This is a genomic window from Pseudomonas sp. 43mfcvi1.1 (assembly GCF_900115935.1).
Lineage (GTDB): Bacteria > Pseudomonadota > Gammaproteobacteria > Pseudomonadales > Pseudomonadaceae > Aquipseudomonas > Aquipseudomonas bijieensis.
In genome coordinates, this window is sequence record NZ_UETT01000020.1 from 1 (window position 1) to 19,388 (window position 19,388).

Annotated in this window: 20 protein-coding genes; 5 read left to right on the plus strand and 15 right to left on the minus strand. The window is 61.2% G+C overall.

Annotated elements, in window-relative coordinates:
• Nucleotides 1-166: 166 nt before the first annotated feature.
• The 6 genes from msrQ to DTP52_RS28395 form a co-directional block, all read right to left on the minus strand.
• Nucleotides 167-787: a protein-methionine-sulfoxide reductase heme-binding subunit MsrQ gene (msrQ, locus tag DTP52_RS28370; RefSeq protein WP_109756333.1), complete on the minus strand. Its 621-nt coding sequence runs from the start codon at nt 785-787 to the stop codon at nt 167-169.
• Nucleotides 787-1,800, minus strand: a complete 1,014-nt coding sequence (msrP, locus tag DTP52_RS28375) for a protein-methionine-sulfoxide reductase catalytic subunit MsrP (RefSeq protein ID WP_109756334.1) — start codon at nt 1,798-1,800, stop codon at nt 787-789. Before msrP ends, msrQ begins: the two co-directional genes overlap by 1 nt.
• Nucleotides 1,801-1,875: 75 nt before the next feature.
• Nucleotides 1,876-2,721: a CDP-diacylglycerol--serine O-phosphatidyltransferase gene (pssA, locus tag DTP52_RS28380; RefSeq protein WP_053125264.1), complete on the minus strand. Its 846-nt coding sequence runs from the start codon at nt 2,719-2,721 to the stop codon at nt 1,876-1,878.
• Between the two features lie 144 nt (nt 2,722-2,865).
• Nucleotides 2,866-3,882 carry a ketol-acid reductoisomerase gene (gene ilvC / locus DTP52_RS28385; RefSeq protein ID WP_109756335.1) on the minus strand — a complete coding sequence of 339 codons (1,017 nt, stop codon included), beginning with the start codon at nt 3,880-3,882 and terminating at the stop codon, nt 2,866-2,868.
• Nucleotides 3,883-3,927: 45 nt separating this feature from the next.
• On the minus strand, nt 3,928-4,419 hold the full coding sequence (gene ilvN, locus DTP52_RS28390; protein ID WP_003205610.1) for an acetolactate synthase small subunit: 492 nt from the start codon (nt 4,417-4,419) through the stop codon (nt 3,928-3,930).
• 2 nt (nt 4,420-4,421) lie between these two features.
• A complete protein-coding gene (locus tag DTP52_RS28395) occupies nt 4,422-6,146 on the minus strand; it encodes an acetolactate synthase 3 large subunit (RefSeq protein ID WP_109756402.1) in 1,725 nt (574 codons plus the stop codon).
• 401 nt (nt 6,147-6,547) lie between these two features.
• On the opposite strand from DTP52_RS28395, the gene DTP52_RS28400 reads away from it, so the two are divergent.
• Nucleotides 6,548-6,970: a DUF4124 domain-containing protein gene (locus tag DTP52_RS28400; protein WP_178082508.1), complete on the plus strand. Its 423-nt coding sequence runs from the start codon at nt 6,548-6,550 to the stop codon at nt 6,968-6,970.
• Between the two features lie 6 nt (nt 6,971-6,976).
• On the opposite strand, the gene DTP52_RS28405 is transcribed toward DTP52_RS28400, so the two are convergent.
• From DTP52_RS28405 to mrcB, 3 genes are read right to left on the minus strand one after another with little or no spacing between them, the layout of a single operon-like run.
• A complete protein-coding gene (locus tag DTP52_RS28405; protein WP_109756337.1) occupies nt 6,977-7,306 on the minus strand; it encodes a YqcC family protein in 330 nt (109 codons plus the stop codon).
• Nucleotides 7,306-8,025, minus strand: coding sequence for a M48 family metallopeptidase (locus DTP52_RS28410; RefSeq protein WP_003205617.1), 720 nt, complete (start codon nt 8,023-8,025; stop codon nt 7,306-7,308). The genes DTP52_RS28405 and DTP52_RS28410 overlap by 1 nt, the downstream gene beginning before the upstream one ends.
• 16 nt (nt 8,026-8,041) lie before the next feature.
• Entirely contained in the window at nt 8,042-10,360 is a 2,319-nt protein-coding gene (mrcB, locus tag DTP52_RS28415; RefSeq protein WP_109756338.1) for a penicillin-binding protein 1B, read from the minus strand.
• 116 nt (nt 10,361-10,476) lie between these two features.
• Between mrcB and DTP52_RS28420 the strand changes: the two genes are divergently transcribed.
• The 3 genes from DTP52_RS28420 to DTP52_RS28430 all read left to right on the plus strand — a co-directional run bounded on the left by DTP52_RS28420 (nt 10,477) and on the right by DTP52_RS28430 (nt 12,971).
• The gene (locus tag DTP52_RS28420) at nt 10,477-12,033 is read left to right on the plus strand and encodes a bifunctional aminoglycoside phosphotransferase/ATP-binding protein (protein ID WP_109756339.1); all 1,557 of its coding nucleotides are present in this window, start codon (nt 10,477-10,479) and stop codon (nt 12,031-12,033) included.
• Nucleotides 12,034-12,124: 91 nt separating this feature from the next.
• Nucleotides 12,125-12,466 (plus strand): pentapeptide repeat-containing protein, encoded by a 342-nt coding sequence (locus DTP52_RS28425; RefSeq protein WP_063324353.1) that lies wholly within the window; start codon nt 12,125-12,127, stop codon nt 12,464-12,466.
• 232 nt (nt 12,467-12,698) lie between these two features.
• A complete protein-coding gene (locus DTP52_RS28430; RefSeq protein WP_003205623.1) occupies nt 12,699-12,971 on the plus strand; it encodes a TfoX/Sxy family protein in 273 nt (90 codons plus the stop codon).
• Nucleotides 12,972-13,211: 240 nt separating this feature from the next.
• Here the strand turns inward: DTP52_RS28430 and DTP52_RS28435 are convergent, their stop codons facing one another.
• Genes DTP52_RS28435 through DTP52_RS28450 form a run of 4 tightly spaced genes read right to left on the minus strand, consistent with a single transcriptional unit; the run spans nt 13,212 to nt 16,762 of the window.
• Entirely contained in the window at nt 13,212-14,060 is an 849-nt protein-coding gene (locus DTP52_RS28435; RefSeq protein WP_109756340.1) for a ChaN family lipoprotein, read from the minus strand.
• A 22-nt stretch (nt 14,061-14,082) separates the two neighbouring features.
• Complete coding sequence (locus tag DTP52_RS28440; protein ID WP_109756341.1) at nt 14,083-14,850, minus strand: heme ABC transporter ATP-binding protein; 768 nt, start codon at nt 14,848-14,850, stop codon at nt 14,083-14,085.
• A complete protein-coding gene (locus tag DTP52_RS28445) occupies nt 14,850-15,833 on the minus strand; it encodes an iron ABC transporter permease (RefSeq protein ID WP_178082511.1) in 984 nt (327 codons plus the stop codon). Before DTP52_RS28445 ends, DTP52_RS28440 begins: the two co-directional genes overlap by 1 nt.
• A 50-nt stretch (nt 15,834-15,883) precedes the next feature.
• Nucleotides 15,884-16,762, minus strand: coding sequence for a hemin ABC transporter substrate-binding protein (locus DTP52_RS28450; RefSeq protein WP_109756343.1), 879 nt, complete (start codon nt 16,760-16,762; stop codon nt 15,884-15,886).
• A 194-nt stretch (nt 16,763-16,956) separates the two neighbouring features.
• Here DTP52_RS28450 and DTP52_RS28455 point away from each other — a divergent pair, with 194 nt between their 5' ends.
• On the plus strand, nt 16,957-17,274 hold the full coding sequence (locus DTP52_RS28455) for a Rieske (2Fe-2S) protein (protein WP_109756344.1): 318 nt from the start codon (nt 16,957-16,959) through the stop codon (nt 17,272-17,274).
• Here DTP52_RS28455 and sfsA read toward each other — a convergent pair.
• Both sfsA and DTP52_RS28465 read right to left on the minus strand, forming a co-directional pair.
• A complete protein-coding gene (gene sfsA / locus DTP52_RS28460; RefSeq protein WP_109756345.1) occupies nt 17,230-17,985 on the minus strand; it encodes a DNA/RNA nuclease SfsA in 756 nt (251 codons plus the stop codon). The genes DTP52_RS28455 and sfsA overlap by 45 nt on opposite strands.
• On the minus strand, nt 17,985-19,157 hold the full coding sequence (locus tag DTP52_RS28465) for a pyridoxal phosphate-dependent aminotransferase (protein WP_109756346.1): 1,173 nt from the start codon (nt 19,155-19,157) through the stop codon (nt 17,985-17,987). The genes sfsA and DTP52_RS28465 overlap by 1 nt, the downstream gene beginning before the upstream one ends.
• Nucleotides 19,158-19,388 lie beyond the last annotated feature (231 nt).

The following is a 19,388-nucleotide window of genomic DNA, read 5'->3' on the forward strand; positions in this document are numbered from 1 at the left end:
AAGACCAAACCCACACTGCCCTATCAGCTACTTCCTGGCTTCGATGACCTGAAGCCTGCCCCCTTCGAAACCTACTTAACTCATTGAATCTCAAGGAGTTTTCCGTTTCGACTGCGCCGGAAGTGGGGCGAATTATAGACGTCCAGAATTTGCCGTCAACCCTTAATTACGCTTTTGTTGCGGAAGGAACTTTCCTGCCCAGCAAACGCGGGATCCGGCGCATCACCGGCGGCACCCTCAGCAGCAACAGTACGCCACCTATAAAGGCGTATATCGCCCACTCCTTCAGATCCGCCCGCACGATCCACAGCATATGCAACAACCCAAGCCCTAGGATCAGATAAACCAGGCGATGCAATTTCTTCCAGCGCACACCAAGCCGTCGCTGACTGTAGCGATTGGATGTGACCGCCAGCGCCAACAAACCGAGGAACCCGAGCGCCCCGACGATAATGTAAGGCCGCTTGCTCAACTCCACGCCCAACTGCGACCAGTCGAACCCCAATATGAACGCCGCATACCCACTCAAATGCAACACCACATAAGCAAAGCACCACAACCCCAACTGCCGCCGGACGGCGATCCACCCCGCCCACCCCGTCAGTTTCTGCAGCGGTGTCATGCTCAAGGTGATCAGCAACAGAATCAGCGTCCCCAACCCGAGCCGATCCACCAGGACTTTGCCCGGGTCAGGACCCAGCGCGTTCATCAAGGCCTCGTAAAGCCAGAACAACGGCCAGACCGCCGCCGCGATGAAGACGCCAATTCGCCAGACAGGAAAACGCATCAGTAGTCCTTCCTCAGGTCCATCCCCGCATATAAAGAAGCGACTTCATCCTGATAGCCGTTGAACATCAACGTATCGCGGACATTGGGGCTGAACAGCCCACTGGGCAGACGGCGTTCATGTGCCTGGGTCCAACGCGGGTGATCGACTGTCGGATTGACGTTGGCATAGAAGCCGTACTCATCAGACGCAATGCTTTGCCAAGTCGTCTTCGGCTGCTCACTCACCAGACTGATCCGCACAATCGACTTCACACTTTTGAAACCGTACTTCCACGGCACCACCAACCGCAACGGCGCGCCGTTCTGGTTCGGCAACTCCCGCCCGTACATCCCTACCGCCAGGATGGCCAGCGGGTTCATCGCCTCATCCAATCGCAAGCCTTCGACATACGGCCAGTCGATCAAAGCGAAACCTGAACGCTGCCCGGGCATGGTCTTGGGATCCTGCAGAGTCTCGAAGCGAATGTATTTAGCCTTGGAGGTCGGCTCGACCTGCTTGAGCAATGCAGAGATGGGAAAGCCGATCCACGGAATGACCATCGACCAAGCCTCGACACAGCGCAATCGATAAATACGCTCTTCCAGTTGATAAGGCTTCATGAAGTCTTCCAACCCATAGCGTCCCGGCTTGCCCACTTCCCCGTCCACTACCACGCTCCAGGGCTCGGTCTTCAAGGATCCGGCATTGGCTGCCGGATCCCCCTTGTCGGTCCCGAACTCATAGAAGTTGTTGTAATGAGTCGCGTCCTTGAACGGTGTAATGGGCTCATTCTTGACCGTGACCGCCCCCCATTGGGTAGACGGTAGTTTCTCGACAAACCAGGACGGAGCCTTGCCGGGCTCGACATCGGCGTAACGCGCCGCATCGGCCGCGCCGGCCCATCGCGGCAAGCTGCTCACGGCGAGACCCGCCATGGTGGCCCCCAGGACTTGACGACGGGATAGATAGAGGGATTCGGGCGTGACATCCGATTCACGGCAGTCGGACGACTTGGGGATCTTGATCAGCATGACAACTCCGCAGTATTGGAGGGCAGATGCACCAATAGACTGCGGAGTATGGGGGAAATTACATTAAGGCAACGTTTAGCGTCGACGAAGACGCAGCAAGTACTGCACCGGGCCGGAAGCGGCATAGGCAAGGAACACCAGCAGCAGGATACGCGGCGGGTCACTGAACACCACGGCAAATACCAGCACCACCGCCAGAATCGCAACGAACGGCACACGGCCCTTCAGATCCAACTCCTTGAAGCTGTTGTACTTGATGTTGCTGACCATCAGCATCCCGGCCGCCGCAACCAGCAACGCCACCAGGAACGACATCTTCGAACCCTGGATGCCGTAGTCGCTGAATGCCCAGACGACACCGGCCACGACACCGGCCGCAGCCGGACTGGCCAGGCCAATGAAGTAGCGCTTGTCAGCCTTGCCTACTTGCGTGTTGAAACGCGCCAGGCGCAACGCCGCACCTGCCACGTAGATAAAGGCGACCATCCAGCCGACCTTGCCCATGTCCCCCAGCGCCCAGCCAAATGCCAGCAAGGCGGGAGCCACGCCAAAAGCGACCATGTCGGACAGCGAATCGTACTCGGCGCCGAACGCGCTCTGGGTATTGGTCATGCGGGCGACACGCCCGTCCAGGCCATCGAGCACCATGGCGACGAAGATCGCGATGGCGGCGAACGCGAAGTAGCGGCTCGCCCCTGCGCTATCGCCGGCGCTCAAGGCGGCCTGGGCACTCATGGAACTGATGATGGAATAGAAACCGGCGAACAGGTTCGCGGTGGTGAACAGGTTCGGCAGCAGATAGATGCCACGATGCCGGACCTTACGGCCTTCAGCGTCATGGCCTTCTTCGATGTGCTCATCGATGGGCAACAGGCTTTCGGCGTCAGGAGCCTGGTTTGGCTCGTCGGGACGTTCGCTCATGGACAATACCTTGCAACGGTGTGAAAAAATTCGACAGATGTCTGGGTCGACGGTTCGGCCGCAAACGATGCAGCTTTATACCAGAAGCCACCGCCCAAACGAAAAAACGCGGCCAAGGCCGCGTTTTTCGATCAAGCTCGCGACTTAGTTCTTGGTTTTGTCGACGATCTTGTTGGCGCTGATCCACGGCATCATCGAGCGCAGTTGCTCGCCGATGATTTCGATGCCATGGGCGGCGTTATTGCGACGCTTGGCGGTCATCGAAGGATAGCCGGTGGCGCCTTCGCTGATGAACATCTTGGCGTATTCGCCGTCCTGAATACGTTTCAGGGCGTTGCGCATGGCCTGGCGGGACTCGGCGTTGATGACTTCCGGGCCAGTCACGTACTCGCCGTACTCGGCGTTGTTGGAGATCGAGTAGTTCATGTTGGCGATGCCGCCTTCGTACATGAGGTCAACGATCAGCTTCAGTTCGTGCAGGCATTCGAAGTAGGCCATTTCTGGCGCGTAGCCAGCTTCAACCAGGGTTTCGAAACCGGCCTTGACCAGCTCGACGGTACCGCCACACAGAACGGCTTGCTCGCCGAACAGGTCGGTTTCGGTTTCGTCCTTGAAGGTGGTTTCGATGATGCCGGTACGACCGCCACCCACGCCAGCGGCGTAGGACAGGGCCACGTTCTTGGCGTTGCCGGACGCATCCTGATAGATCGCGATCAGGTCAGGGATACCGCCGCCCTTCACGAACTCGGAACGCACGGTGTGGCCCGGGGCCTTCGGCGCGATCATGATCACGTCGAGGTCGGAACGCGGAACAACCTGGTTGTAGTGGATCGAGAAGCCGTGGGAGAAGGCCAGGGTCGCGCCTTTCTTGATGTTCGGCTCAATTTCGTTCTTGTACAACGCGCCCTGGAACTCGTCCGGGGTCAGGATCATCACCAGGTCGGCAGCGGCAACGGCAGAAGCCACGTCAGCGACTTTCAGGCCATGGGCCTCAGCCTTGGCAACGGTGGCCGAGCCTTTACGCAAGCCGACGGTCACGTCAACGCCAGAGTCCTTCAGGTTGCACGCCTGGGCGTGACCTTGGGAACCGTAGCCGATGATGGCGACTTTCTTGCCCTGGATGATCGACAGGTCGCAGTCTTTATCGTAGAAAACTTTCATGAAATTCCCCTATATCCGGCCGTTCAGGCCATTCGCTAATTTGGTTTAGATGCTCAGTACTTTGTCGCCACGGGCAATCCCGGTGACGCCACTGCGTACGGTTTCCAGAATCGAGGCAGTACCGATCGATTGAATGAAACTGTCGAGCTTGTCGCTGGTACCGGTCAACTGAACGGTATAGACGCTGGCGCTGACATCGACGATCTGCCCACGATAAATATCGGTAGTACGTTTGATCTCGGCGCGCTGGGCGCCGGTGGCCTTGACCTTGACCAGCATCAGCTCACGCTCGATGTGAGCGCTTTCCGACAGGTCCACCAGCTTGACCACCTCGATCAGCTTGTTCAGGTTCTTGGTGATCTGCTCGATGATTTCATCGTGCCCTACGGTGGTCAGCGTCAGACGCGACAGGGTCGGGTCTTCGGTTGGCGCCACGGTCAGGCTTTCGATGTTGTAGTTACGCTGCGAGAACAGGCCTACAACACGAGACAGCGCACCCGGTTCGTTTTCCAGAAGCAAGGAAATAATATGTCGCATGATTAGGTACGCTCCGTCTTGCTCAGCCACATATCGCGCATGGAGCCGTCTTTGATCTGCATCGGGTAGACGTGCTCGCTGGTGTCGACCGCAATATCGATCACCACCAGGCGATCCTTCATGGCGAACGCCTCCTCCATCTTCGACTTCAAATCCTTCGATTCGGTGATGCGCACGCCAACGTGACCATAGGCCTCCGCCAGCTTGACGAAATCAGGCAGCGATTCCATGTAGGAGTGCGAGTGACGGCTGCCGTAGCTCATGTCCTGCCACTGGCGAACCATGCCCAACACACCGTTGTTCAGGATCACGATCTTCACCGGCAAGCCGTATTGCAGGCAGGTGGACAGCTCCTGGATGTTCATCTGGATACTGCCCTCGCCGGTGACGCAGGCGACGTCGGCATCCGGAAAGCTCAACTTGATGCCCATGGCCGCCGGGAAACCGAAGCCCATGGTGCCCAGGCCGCCGGAGTTGATCCAGCGATTGGGTTTGTCGAACTTGTAGTACTGCGCGGCGAACATCTGGTGCTGGCCCACGTCGGAGGTCACAAAGGCATCGCCCTTGGTCACTTCGCACAGGGTTTCGATCACGGTCTGCGGCTTGATCACACTGCCGTCGCCCTTGTCGTAAGGGAACAGGCCACGATCGCCGCGCCATTCATCGACCTGCTTCCACCAGCTGGCCACGGACTCCTTGTTCGGAACCTCGCCGATTTCCTTGAGAATGGCGACCATTTCAGTCAGCACACTCTCTACCGGACCGACAATCGGCACGTCTGCCTTGATGGTCTTGGAGATGGAAGCCGGGTCGATGTCGATGTGGATGATCTTGGCATTCGGGCAGAATTTCGCCGCGCCATTGATGACACGGTCATCGAAACGCGCGCCGACCGCCAGGATCACATCGGCGTGGTGCATCGCCAGGTTGGCGGTATAGCTGCCGTGCATGCCGAGCATACCGATGAACTGACGGTCGCTGCCCGGGAACGCGCCCAGGCCCATCAGTGTATTGGTGACCGGCAGGTTGAGCATTTTCGCCAGCTCGGTCAGCGGCGCGGAGCCACCGCCGAGGATCACGCCACCACCGGAGTACAGCACAGGGCGCTTGGCCGCCAGCAGCATTTCGGCTGCCTTGCGGATTTGCCCGGAGTGACCACGGACCGCGGGGCTGTAGGAACGCAGCTTGGCTTTTTTCGGGAAGATGTATTCGAACTTCTCGGCCGGGTTGGTCATGTCTTTCGGGACATCGACCACGACCGGGCCCGGACGACCGGATTCAGCCAGGTAGAAAGCTTTCTTCATGACCTCCGGGATTTCCGACGCGTGCTTGATCATGAAGCTGTGCTTCACGATCGGCCGGGAGATGCCGATCATGTCGGTTTCCTGGAACGCATCGGTGCCGACCATGGTGCTAGGCACCTGGCCGGAGATGATCACCATCGGGATGGAGTCCATGTACGCGGTGGCGATACCGGTGATGGCGTTCGTGGCGCCTGGACCGGAAGTCACCAATACCACGCCGGCCTTGCCGGTGGCACGGGCATAGCCGTCAGCCATATGGGTGGCCGCCTGCTCGTGACGAACCAGGATGTGGGTCACTTCCGGTTCTTTGAACAGGGCATCATAGACATGAAGAAGAGCACCACCGGGGTACCCGTAGATATATTTGACGCCTTCGTCACGCAAAAAGCGGACGAGCATCTCACCGCCAGATAAAAGCTCCACGTTGTTCACCTCTAAAACGCCAGAATACCGCCCCACAAAGAGGGGACGGGTCTTAATAGGTTTACTTCTCGGCAGAGCATGAGCGACGGTGGTCGCCGACTACGTCAGCACTGACTGAGCAAGTATTGGGATCGTCCCAAGTGTTGCGGGCCTTTCCCACCCAGCGCGAGGTAACGCGTTGCGGGTGTAACAGGTCGGCGCGGATGTGCGCCTCATGATCTGCCGAGTGGGTCTGCTTCTGGCAGTCCCTCTACAGCGGACTTTGGATTCTTCTGTTTCGCCTTCTGCAAGTCAAGTCGTCAATGTGCTTTATTCGAAGTAAGCGCATGAGAACGCAAGAAAAAACCTTTAAACGGCAACTGTGTTAGCTTCAATTGCGCAACCCATGACAAGGAAACAGCATGCGAATGATCTTCCTGACGGCCAGCCTGCTGGTTGGCCTGAGCCCGATGTGCATGGCCGGCCAGGTCTACAAATGGGTAGACGCCCAGGGCGTTACCCACTTCGGCGCCCAGCCGCCCGAAGGCACCGAGGCCACCACCGTGATCAAGTCCTCACCGTCCGTCACCAAACCGCCAGCACCGCCTTCCGGTGGGCCCATTGGTGACCAGAAAGCGATCGATAAAGAGGTCAAGAAACAGATTGCCGAGCAGGAAGCCCAGCTCAAGGCATTTTGCGAACAGGCCAGGACCAACCTGGCGCAGTTGCAAAACAACCCGAGGGTTCGCGAGGACGTAGAGGGGGAAATGCGCCGCCTCACTGACGAAGAGCGGCGCCAGCGCATCGATGAAACCAGCAAGCAGATCGAGGAGAACTGCCAGTAACGTCGGTCAGCCGACGTTACTGATCATCTGATCGAACTGCGCCAACAGCCGCTGCAGCGCCACGCCCTGCCCTGGCCGCTGGGCATAGACCATTTCAGCCATGGCCAGGATGCCCGAGGCGTTGGGCAGCGGCAGGTCATTTTCCAGGATGGTTTTCATCCGCGGCAGGAAAATCCATTGCAGCCATTGCTCGAAGTCCAGGGTGTCGACCGCAAACGGCTCGACACTGGCCAACGCTTGCGCCGGAGGCGAAACGTCGCTCCACCAGCCCTGGACACGCAGTTCCCGCTCGATCAGCAACAACTGATCGGCGATCTGGGGGAAACGCGTATCCATCAGAGCGAAACCTTGGCCTTCTGACGGGCCAACGCCGCGCCAGCGGAATCGCCTTGTTTCTCACGAGCCTGGGCGATCAATTCCCACAAGCTGGCCTGAAGCGCCGGACGACCGCTGGAGAACGTCAGGCCACGCCGGGCCAGTTGTTCGGCTTGCGGCGCATCGCCCTGGGCCATGCGCACCTGGGCCAGGCGATACAGAACCTGGGGTTCGCGCGGCGCCACACGCTGGGCACGTTCCAGGCTGGAGGAGGCACCGTTGAGGTCACCTCCGGCCTGTTGCTGTTGCGCCGTGGTCAGCAAGGCCAACACCGGGCCGTCCAGTTGCTCATCGGCGGACAACCCACCGGCGCCCGCCGACGGGATGCTGCTCGGCGTCGAAGGCATGCTGTAGCTGCCCTGATCGATCGGCGAAGTCTCGATAGGGCCCGGGGTAATCGGGCCCGGCGTGATCGGCGTGCTGCTGATCGGTGCCGAGGTCGTCGCGCCACCACCGGGCACCATCACGACGACACCGGTGTCGCCCTGGGGAATTGCCTGGACCTGGCCCTGCGCCGGCCGCTTCACCGTCGTTTGCCGGAAACCGCCGTTGGCCGAGACCCGCTCACTGTTGGAAACAGCGGTGCCGGAGTCTACGACCGGAATCGAACCGCGCTGTACGGTAGAGCAACCACTGAGCAAAGCCACGGCCGTTACCGCTGGAATCAACCACTTGTTCACTTGAAACCCTCTTTGCTTAATTCATCCAGTCCTTGACCCAATCCATCACCGATTCGGCGGGATTCGTGCCGCCACAGGCAGCACCGGGTGGCGGCTCGCTGCCGCGAATATACGGCATCTGCACGGCGCCCGGGCAATTGGCATCGGAGCCTTGTCCCGTGCGCGAATCGACCCAGGCCTGAACGATATTGTCCGGTTGTGGCATGTCCAGCGGCAACGGGTCGGCCTTGCGCATGAAACTGGTCCAGACCTGCAACGCACCGGTGGCACCGGTGAATGGGGTCTTGCCGTTGTCATCCCGGCCGAGCCAGACCACCGCCAGCAGATCCTGGCTGAAGCCGGCGAACCAACTGTCGCGCGAATCGTTACTGGTGCCGGTCTTGCCCGCCAGGTTCAGGGTCCGGGGCAACACGTTATAGACCGAACTGCCGGTCCCTTCGCGCATGACCCGCTGCATGGCGCTCTGGATCAGATAAATGGAGGCCGGATCGAAACGCTGCTGGATCTGGAACGGATAACGCTTGAGCGGCTCGCCATCGGCGGTCAGCACGCTGCGGATCCCGCGCATCGGCGTATTGAAACCGCCGTTGGCCAGCGTCTGGTACATGGCCGCCACCTCGATCGGCGTAAGGCCGCCAGCCCCCAACAGCATCGATGGGAACGCCGGGAACTCGCGACTCACCCCCAGGCGCGCCAGGGTCTTGAGTACGTTCGGCACGCCGACCTCCAACCCGAGGCGAGCCGTCGACAGGTTGTAGGAATGCGCCAGGCCCTGGTACAGGAACACCGTGCCGTGGGAACGACGATCATAGTTCTGCGGTTTCCAGACCTGGCCATCCGCGCCCTTGACCGAGAACGTCTCGTCCGACAGCCAACTGGTCAGCGTGTACTGGCTCGGTTTTTCCAGGGCGGTGAGGTAAACCGCCGGCTTGATCAGCGAGCCAATCGGGCGCACCGCGTCCAGGGCCCGGTTGAAACCGGCGAAACTGGCCTGGCGACTACCAATCATGGCCTGCACTTCGCCGGTTTCCGGGTTGGTCACCACCATGGCTGCTTCGACTTCGTCAGCGCCCTTGCGCCCGCCCAGCCGCTTGAAGGTGTCTTCGACCGAGGCTTCGGCCTTCATCTGCAGGATCGGGTCGAAACTGGTGAAGATGCGCAGGCCTTCTTCGGTCAAGTCTTCGTCGCGATAGTCTTCGCGCAACTGACGCTTGACCAGGTCCATGAAGCCGGGGAAGGAACTGTCCGCCAGGCTGCCACGCTTGGTCACGCCCAATGGCATCTTTTTCGCCGCTTCGACTTGCTCGGCGGTCGCCACGCCTTGCTGTTGCAGCAGGTCGAGCACCAGGTTGCGCCGCTCGAGGGCACGCTCCGGATTACGCCGCGGATTGTAGGAAGACGGCCCCTTGACCATGCCCACCAGCAACGCTACCTGGTGCAGCTTGAGCTCGGACAGTGGCTGGCTGAAGAAGAACTGGCTGGCAAGGCCGAAACCGTGCACCGCTCGTTGACCGTCCTGGCCGATAAATACCTCGTTGAGGTAGGCCTCCAGGATCTCCTGCTTGTCGTAATGCAGCTCCAGCAACAGCGCCATCATGGCTTCGGTGAGCTTGCGGGTCAGGCTGCGCTCGTTGGTCAGATAGAAGTTCTTGACCAGCTGTTGGGTCAGGGTACTGCCGCCCTGGCGCATATGCCCCGAGGATGTGTTGACCCAGACGGCCCGGGCAATCGACTTGGGCGAGACGCCGAAGTGATGATAGAAGTCGCGGTCTTCGACGGCGATCAGCGTATCGAGCAGGAACGGCGGCACCTGGTCGATCTTGATCAGGATCCGGTCTTCAAGGTTCTTGGGGTACAAGCCACCAATGAGCAGCGGTTCGAGGCGCACCACCGACAGGCTCGCATTGTTGGCGCCGGTCAGTGCAGCGACATAATCGCCGGAAAAACGCACCCGCACCGGTTGCGCCTGCTCCATGCCTTCATAGAACTGGAAGCCACGGGTGTTGAGATCGATGGTATTGCCATTGACCGAGGCCGCACCCGGGCCATTGGCCACGCTTTCACGGCGATACCCCAAGGCATCGAGCTCGGTCAGGAAATCATCCTTGCTCAGCTTTTGTCCGACGAACAGCTCCAACGGCCGGGCATAGACCTTGGCCGGAATGGTCCAGCGCTTGCCGGAGAATTTCTCCTGGACCACGGCATCGAGGTAGACCGCAAAACCGGCGAGCACGACGAGGCCCACGAGGCTGAGTTTAAGGGCCCAGCCCAGCCAGGGCCGCAGGCGGCTGGCGGGTGGTTTCTTGGGGGTACGGGGGGATCGGGTACGAGTCATGGCGGCGGATTATACGCACTTTGCCGCGGTTCAACATGAGCCCGACGAGGTTTGCGTTAACGTCGCTTACGGCCATAATGACGGCCTTGAATTTTCCAGTCTCTGAAGGACCGCCCGTGAGCCAATCCCTGATCGCTGCCCTGCAAAACCCGGCCCTCTACCCGCATCCCGTCGAAGGGTTCCAGGTCATCGAGACCCACATTTCCTGGGTATTGCTCACCGGGCCCTACGCCTACAAATTCAAGAAGCCGGTCAACTTCGGTTTCCTCGACTTCACCAGCCTCGAGGCGCGCAAACATTTCTGTGGCGAGGAGTTGCGCCTGAACCAGCGCCTGACCCAGGACCTGTACCTGGACGTCCTGCCGATTACCGGCAGCGCCGAAGCGCCGCAACTGGGTGGCGACGGCCCAGCCATCGAATACGCCCTGAAAATGCGTCAGTTCCCCCAGAGCCAACTGCTCAGCACGCTGCAAGCCAACGGCGAACTGACCACCACGCACATCGATGAGATGGCCGCGCAAATCGCCCGGTTCCACCTCTCCACGCCCAAGGTACCCGCCGAGAACGACGCCGGCACCCCGCAAAGCGTGATGGCTCCGGTGCTGCAGAACTTCGAACAGATCCGCCCATTCCTCAACGACAAGGCCGACCTGCTGCAACTCGAAGCGCTGCAAGCCTGGGCCGAGACCAGTTTCGAACGCCTCAAGCCGTTGTTCACCCAACGCAAGGCCGAAGGTTTCATCCGCGAATGCCACGGCGATATCCACCTGGGCAACGCCACCGTGATCGACGGCAAGGTGGTGATCTTCGACTGCATCGAGTTCAACGAACCGTTCCGCTTCACCGACGTCTACGCCGACACCGCGTTCCTGGCGATGGACCTGGAGGACCGCGGCCTCAAGTCGCTGGCGCGGCGCTTCGTCAGCCAGTACCTGGAACTGACCGGTGACTACCAGGGCCTGGAGTTGCTGAACTTCTATAAAGCCTATCGCGCCCTTGTCCGGGCAAAAGTCGCGCTGTTCAGCATGCCCGCCGAAGCCGATCCGGTGCAGCGCGCCACCACCCTGCGCCAGTACCGCAACTACGCCAACCTGGCCGAAAGCTACAGCACCATTCCGTCGCGCTTCCTGGCCATCACCCACGGCGTTTCGGCCGTCGGCAAAAGCCATGTCGCGATGCGTCTGGTAGAGGCGCTGGGCGCCATTCGCCTGCGTTCGGATGTAGAGCGCAAGCGCCTGTTCGGCCAGCAACAGGTGCCCAACGCCCCACAGGCCGGCATTTATAACAACGACGCCAGCAACGCCACCTACGCCCGCCTGCATGAAATCGCCGCGGTGATCCTGCGCGCCGGCTTCCCGGTGGTGATCGATGCCACTTACCTCAAGCACGATCAGCGCGACGCCGCGGCGAAAATCGCCGAGGCCACCGGCGCCCCGTTCCTGATCCTCGACTGCGACGCACCGCAAGCGGTCATCGAAAGCCGGCTGGCCCAGCGCCAGGCCGACCAGAACGACCCTTCCGATGCGAACCTGGCGGTCATTGCTGCCCAACAGTCCAGCCGTGAAGCCCTTACTCCGGCGGAAATACTCTGCAGCAAACGAGTCCAAACCAATGAAAGCGGCACGCTCGACGTCGTGGTCGCGCAAATCCGCCAGCGCCTGCCCGGCCTGTAGGTAACTATTTGGGCCGTGAAGCGATGCCCGGCTTCACGGCCACCAAATAGTGGCACTATACTGGCGTCATAAAACCAACAGGTGATATGAAATGAGCCTTCCCAAGCTTCTCAATACCCCGCTTTATGCCTTGCTGCGCAAAGACGATATCGCCGGGTTCAACAGCGAACGCCCACAAGGTCCGGTCGACATGCGCGGCGGCGACTTTCGAGGCCTCGATCTACGGGAACTGAACGCGGACGACGTTGACTTCAGCGACGCCTACTTCCGTTCCGCCGATTTGCGTGGCATCGATTTTCGCAAGTCGTCACTGGAAGGTGCGAGCCTGGCCCATGCGCAAATATCCGGCGCCTACTTCCCGCCCGAACTGTCTGCGGACGAGATCCTGATGTCGATGAACTTCGGCACCCGCCTGCGCTATCGCACCCGCTGATACGGTGGAAACCGGGTAAGCCGACATGCGGCGAACCCACCACAGTCCGAACTGAGCTCCAGCGCCCCCGCCCGCGCTGGACGATGCACCGTGCCGCACGCTCCCTCTATCGTGCGTAATGCATTAGAAGCTTTTGCATCGAATCCCACCAAAGAATCACGCTTTTCCTACTGACCGCTACACTGCTCAGAAGCTTGCCCAATGCACCAGTCGGCCGTCGCAAGGAGGCTCGATGAATGATGAACTGCAACACCTGAAGAATCTGGGCAAGACATCAGCCCAGTGGCTGCACGCCGTCGGCATTCACAGCGCCTCGGATTTACGCCGGCTTGGTGCGGTGGACGCTTATCGGGCCGTGCGCACGCGCGGCTTCCGGGCATCCAAGGTGTTGCTGTACGCCATCGAAGGCGCATTGATGGATGTGCACTGGAACGACATCCCCGCCGAACGCAAGGAAGCCCTGAACAAGCAGCTGGACGCCATTTCGACGCGTCATAAAGCCTGACTGCCTCTTGTTTTGTCGAATGGCGCCATAACCGACCAGGTTATTTCCGCGAATCGAAAAACAATGTTTGACATGGTAATGAGAATCGCTATGATTACCACATCCGGTCGCGAGACTGGTCGATATTTGAACAGCCCTTGGTTCGGACTCTCAGATATCTCCTCATCAGGCTAATCACGGTTATTTGACCCGGCTTTTGCCGGGTCTTTTTTTGCCTGTAGAAAAATCACCTGTAGAAGATCATTTTCCGGCGTGTTCACGCATCTGCGCGCAGTAATCCTGTGGTGGCATGGCCGGCGTGTACCACACGTAATCCGCCATGGCCGACGTTACGTCACTGCCCTCCTCGGCCAGCATCAGGACGATCGGTGCCTCGCTGGCACCAAGATCCACTGCATGCAGCGGCACACCGACATCCTTTCGAGCATGCCAGGCACCGGCGAACAACAATGCCGGTGTCGGCGCTTGCAGCAGGCGTTCGGCCATGCGGCGGTCACGCTGTTGCTGCACAGCCAGCATCGCTGGCATTTGCGACTCCGGCAGCAAACCGCAGTGGGATTCACGGATCTGCCCCAACAACTCCTCCTTGACTGTGGCCGCATTGGAGCGAGCGCCCATCAAGGTGGGTGGGTTTCGATAGAAACGCTGGATCTCGGCGGCGTCCAGATTGGCGGCCAGCAACGGATAACGTTGCGCCAGGGCAAACTCGACCACGGGCCCGTACAGGCTCCAATCCCAGCCGGGCGACCAGGCCAGCGCGTCGGGCAGGTCCGTTGGCAAGGCGGGTAACTGGCGGACCGAATCGACGCGTGGCTGTTGGGAGGGGGTGAGCATTTCCAGCAACAGGCTGCCCTGGGCCCGCTGTCCGGCCAAAGCCTGGAGCAGCCATACCTGCAGTGCATGGTGATCGCGATTGTCGTGCCGTTCTCCCATCACCACCCGAGGTGCCTTTGCCAGGCGTTCGATCAACGCCTGGGGCGTCACGGCCTGGCCATTGTGCAAATCACGGATTCGTCCGCCAAGCGGGGGCGGTGCGATGCTCTGGCACGCCGTCAGTACACTCAATGCCAGAATCAGGAGCAGGCGCACGTCGGTATCCTCAAGGGTGCCCTCAACGGGCAATGATCAATGGATGCCCGCGCTCCGGATGGTCTTGCACCAACACGTCCAGGCCAAACACCGCCTTGAGCGGTTCCGGGCGCAGCACATGCCGGGGCGTGTCCAGGGCCACTGGGCGACCGGACGCGAGCAGCAACAGGCGATCACAGTAACGCGCCGCCAGGTTCAGGTCATGCAGGATCACCAGCACGGCGGCGCCGCGACTGGCGAATTCACGCACCGCCTGGAGGATGGTGTGCTGATGCAGCGGGTCGAGCATCGAGGTCGGCTCGTCCAGCAATAGGGTCTGCCCCGCCTCACCCGGCCACAACTGCGCCAACACCCGCGCCAGATGCACCCGCTGACGCTCGCCGCCGGACAACGCCAGGTAACTGCGACCGTGCAGATGCGCAGCATCTGCCGCTTGCAGCGCCTCGGCGACGATTTGCTCGTCACGCAGCCGACCACTCTGGTGCGGCAGGCGCCCCATGCCGACGACTTCCTCGACACGGAAGGCAAAATCCAGGGTCGAGGACTGCGGCAATACCGCCAGGCGACGGGCACGCTCGGCACCGTGCCACTGGGCCAGTGGCCGGTCATCGAGCCAGACCTGCCCCTGGGCCGGGCGCAACTCGCCGCACAGGCCCGCCAGCAAGGTACTTTTGCCCGCACCGTTGGGCCCGAGCACACCGAGCACTTCGCCGGGGTTGAGCAGCAGATCGATGTCCGCCAGCACGGTTTTCCGGCCACGCTGAATGTGCAGGTTCTGCGCTCGCAGCATCAGGCGCGCCCTCGCACCAATAGATAAAGGAAGAACGGTGCCCCGATGAAGGCCGTGACAATGCCGATCGGCAATTCCGCAGGGGCCAGTGCCAGGCGCGCCACCAAATCGGCGAACAGCAACAGGCTGGCACCCGCCAACACAGAGGCGGGCAACAACACACGGTGGTCAGGGCCGGCCACCAGTCGCACCAGATGTGGCACCACCAGCCCAACAAAACCGATCATGCCCGCCGCCGCCACCGCCGCGCCAACCCCCATCGCCGTACAAAACACCAGTTCACGCTTGAGGCCTTCGACGTCGACGCCCAAATGGGCCGCTTCGGACTCCCCCAGCAACAGCGCATTGAGCGCCCGGGCCCGCCGAGGCAACCAGAGCGCCACACCAAAGCTGACCAGCAACAGCGGCCACAACCTCGCATAGCTGGCGCCGTTGAGACTGCCCAGGTTCCAGAACGTCAGGGTGCGCAGGGTCGCGTCGTCCGCCAGGTAGGTGAACAGGCCGACGGCCGAACCGGACAGTGCGGTCAGGGCAATACCGGCCAGGAGCATGGTCGCGACATGGGTCTGGCCATTACGTCGCCCCAGACGATAGACCAGCGCCGTAACGCCAAGCCCACCGAGGAATGCACACAATGACAACACGTAGGGGCCAAGGGTTTCGGGCAACCCACCCAGCGCCGAGCCACCGACAATGGCGAACGCGGCGCCCAGTGCCGCACCGCTGGAAACGCCCACCAGCCCCGGGTCGGCCAATGGATTGCGAAACAGCCCCTGCATCGCCACACCGGACAATGCCAACACCCCGCCCACCGCCAACCCCAGCAAGGTGCGCGGCAAACGGATCTGGCCGAGGATCAGTTCGGCCTGTTCCAGGCCATCGGCAGCCACCGGCAAACCCAGCAGGCGCGCGGCGGCGCGCAAGGTGTCGAGCAGCGGCAAGCTCACCGGCCCCAGGGCCAGGGACAACCAGGTCGCCAGCAGACACAACAGGCTCAGGCCGATGAACAAGGTGCGAGGTTTGACCAACGAAGTCATGGCGCCGTGGCCGACACAGCCGGATAGAACCCTGCCGTCAGTTTCTCCAAGCTTTGTGGCAACCGTGGACCCAGCCCACCCACCAATAGCGTCGGGTCCAGCTCCATGACGCGCCCATCCCTGGCGGCTCGGGTCGAGGACAGAATCGGGTTTTCCTTGAACAGCGCCGCGCGCGCTTCTTCGCCGCTCAAGGCACGGTCGGCAAAGACCAGCACTTCAGGATTCAGGCCGGCCAGGCTCTCCACGGAAAAAGACTTGTAGCCACCGTGGGTCGCCAGGTTGCGGCCCCCGGCCTGCTGCAACAGCCAGTTAGCGGCGGTGTCCTTGCCGGCCACCATTAACTTGCCGCCGGAACTTCCCACCAACAGCAACACGCCGGGAGCCTTTTGCTTGAGCTGGACTTCGCGCACCCGGGCAGCTTGCCGGTCCAACTGCTGGTGATAACCTTGAAACAACTGCGCGGCCTGGGCTTCACTCCCCAGCAACTGCCCTAAATGACGTAAATTGCCTTGGAGGGTAGGCAGATCAGGCGTGGCCGAGAACAGTTCGACCTGCACGCCTGCGTTGCGAATCTGAGCCAGCACCGGCGGCGGCCCCATTTCTTCGGTGCCCACCAGGATCTGCGGACGCAGGCTCAGCACCCCCTCCGCCGACAGCTGTCGTTGATAGCCGATACTGGGCAGGGCCCGCAAGGATTCGGGATGCTGGCTGGTGGTGTCCACACCCACCAGCTTCGACTCGCCCCCCAACGCACTGACCCACTCCGACAACGCGCCACCGGCGCTGACCCAACGTTGCGGCAATTCGTCCGCGCGGGCCCCCTGGTTGATCAACAGTGCGACACAGAGCGCAACAAAGCGGATGTTCAGGCGCATCAGGCAGCGTCCTCAAAGAAGTTTTTCGCAGGAGCGGGCATGGCCAAGTATCCTCCCCCATCTGCGAAGGATGACGCCATTTGATAATTGTTTTCATTTGACCGTCAAGCATAGACATCTGTGGCATGAACCTCTGTGGGAGCGAGCAGGCTCGCTCCCACAGGGGACTTTTCAACACAAATATAGAGATACACATGAAGTTTCTTTGTACCGCCGCCGAAGTGCCCGACAACGGCAGTCGCGGTTTCGATCTGGATGGGCGCAAGGTGCTGGCCGTGCGGCGCTCCGGCCAGGTGTATGCCTATCTCAACCGCTGCCCGCACCGTGGCGTGCCGCTGGAATGGCAACCCGACCAGTTTCTCGACCCCAGCGCCAGCCTGATCCAGTGCGCCACTCACGGCGCGCTGTTCCTGATCGAAAGCGGTGAATGCGTGGCCGGGCCCTGCGCCGGCCAGTTCCTGGCGGCCCTAGACAGCCGGGAGGATGAGCATGGCATCTGGGTCCAGCTCTAGCGGCTCGAGCAACACCGGCAACGCGCGGTCGACCCACATCTGCTCGGGCGTCAGCGTGACCCCATAGGCCAGCACCTCCACACCCGCCGCCACCGCGTCACGCAGGGCGGCGGCGTACACCGGGTCGATTTCCTGTGCCGGGCGCACCGCTTCGATACCGCTCAGGTTCACACAATACAGTTGCACCGCCCGCACGCCTTCCCGGGCCAGGCAGGCGAGTTCCCTCAGGTGCTTGGCGCCGCGCAGTGTCACCGCATCGGGAAACGCCGCAACGTTGGTGCCATCGAAACCCAGTGTGACGCTTTTGACTTCGACCCAGGCCGAGCCTCGATCGTAGTCCAGGCGAAAATCGATTCGGCTGTTTTCCACACCATAAGCTACTTCACGCTTGAGCCCGGTAAACCCGTTCAGTTCGCTGATGACCCCAGCGCGCAAGGCTTCTTCGACCAAGGCGTTGGCCCGCGCGGTATTGATGCAAGCGAGTCGCCCCTGAGGGGTTTCGCCGATTTCCCAGGTGCCGGGCAACTTGCGCTTGGGGTCGCTGGAGCGACTGAACCAGACGCGCGCGCCTTGCGCCATGCAATTGAGCATCGAGCCGGTGTTCGGGCAGTGAATGGTGAGCAGTTCGCCGTGAACGGTCTCGATATCCGCAAGAAAACGCTTGTAACGCCGAATCAAGCGACCTTCTTCCAACGCAGGAGAAAAATGCATCAGCCTTGCCAACTCCGTAGTCCACGTTCGATTCGCGCCACGGCTTCCTGGAGCCGCGGCAGGCTCTGGGTGTAGGCGAAACGCACATGGTGGCCGGCCTGATGGCGGCCAAAATCCAACCCCGGCGTGAAGGCCACGTGTTCGGTTTCCAGGAAGTGCTGGCAGAACGCAAAGGCATCGCCGCCGAACGCGCTGATGTCGGCATACAGGTAGAACGCCCCTTCCGGCTCCACCGCGATACCGAAGCCCAATTCACGCAAGGCCGGCAGTAGAAAGTCACGGCGCAGGGCGAACTCGGCCCGCCGCTGCTCGAAGATCTCGATGGTCGCGGGTTCGAAACAGGCCAGGGCGGCGTACTGGGCCATGCTCGGCGCACTGATGTAGAGATTCTGCGCGAGCTTTTCCAGCTCGCCGACGGCCGCCGACGGGGCCACCAGCCAGCCAAGCCGCCAACCGGTCATGCCGAAATACTTGGAGAAACTGTTGAGGACAAAGGCCTCGTCGTCGACTTCCAGCACGCTGGCGGCATCGGTGCCGTAGGTCAGGCCGTGATAGATCTCGTCCACCACCAGATGACCGTTGTGGCCCTTGATGGCCTTGGACAACCCCGCCAGTTCGTCCCGAGTGAGAATCGTCCCGGTCGGGTTGGCCGGCGAGGCCACCAACGCACCGACGCTATCCTGATCCCAATGCCGGTTCACCAGGTCCGGCGTCAATTGGTAACGCACCTCCGGCCCCACGGGCACCAATTGCGCCGCACCTTCGACCAGGCGCAGGAAATGACGGTTGCACGGATAACCGGGGTCGGCCAGCAGCCAATGCTTGCCAGGGTCCACCAGCAAGGCGCTGGCCAGCAACAACGCGCCGGATCCGCCTGGGGTCACGAGGATGCGTCGCGGATCAATCTCCACCCCATAGCGCTGATCGTAGAAACCGGCGATGGCCTCGCGCAGCTCGGGAATGCCGCGGGCCGCGGTGTAGCGGGTCTTGCCCGCCGCCAGCGCAGCCTGACCGGCCTGGATGATCGGCTCGGCGGTGGTGAAGTCCGGCTCGCCTATCTCCAGGTGGATGACGTCATGCCCGGCGGCCTGCAGCTCGTTGGCACGGGCCAGCAGCGCCATCACATGGAAAGGTTCGATGGCGCGGCTGCGCGCACTGTAGGGCTGAGCCATTGGCCTTCCTTCAGGAAAAAAAGAACCGATTCTACCCAACTCTCCCGCCAAGTCAGAAACAACTGCGGGAACGAGCGCGAACCGAAAGCGGTCTGAGGCCGTGAATTGCAGGAAATGACTCCCGCGATTGGCCCAGGCTTGACTAGAATCAAGCATTGAGCAGGTTTACATCCCCACCGAAGCGAACCCAGCCACGTTCTACAGACCCCGGCCGCCGCAGGCTCGACAACC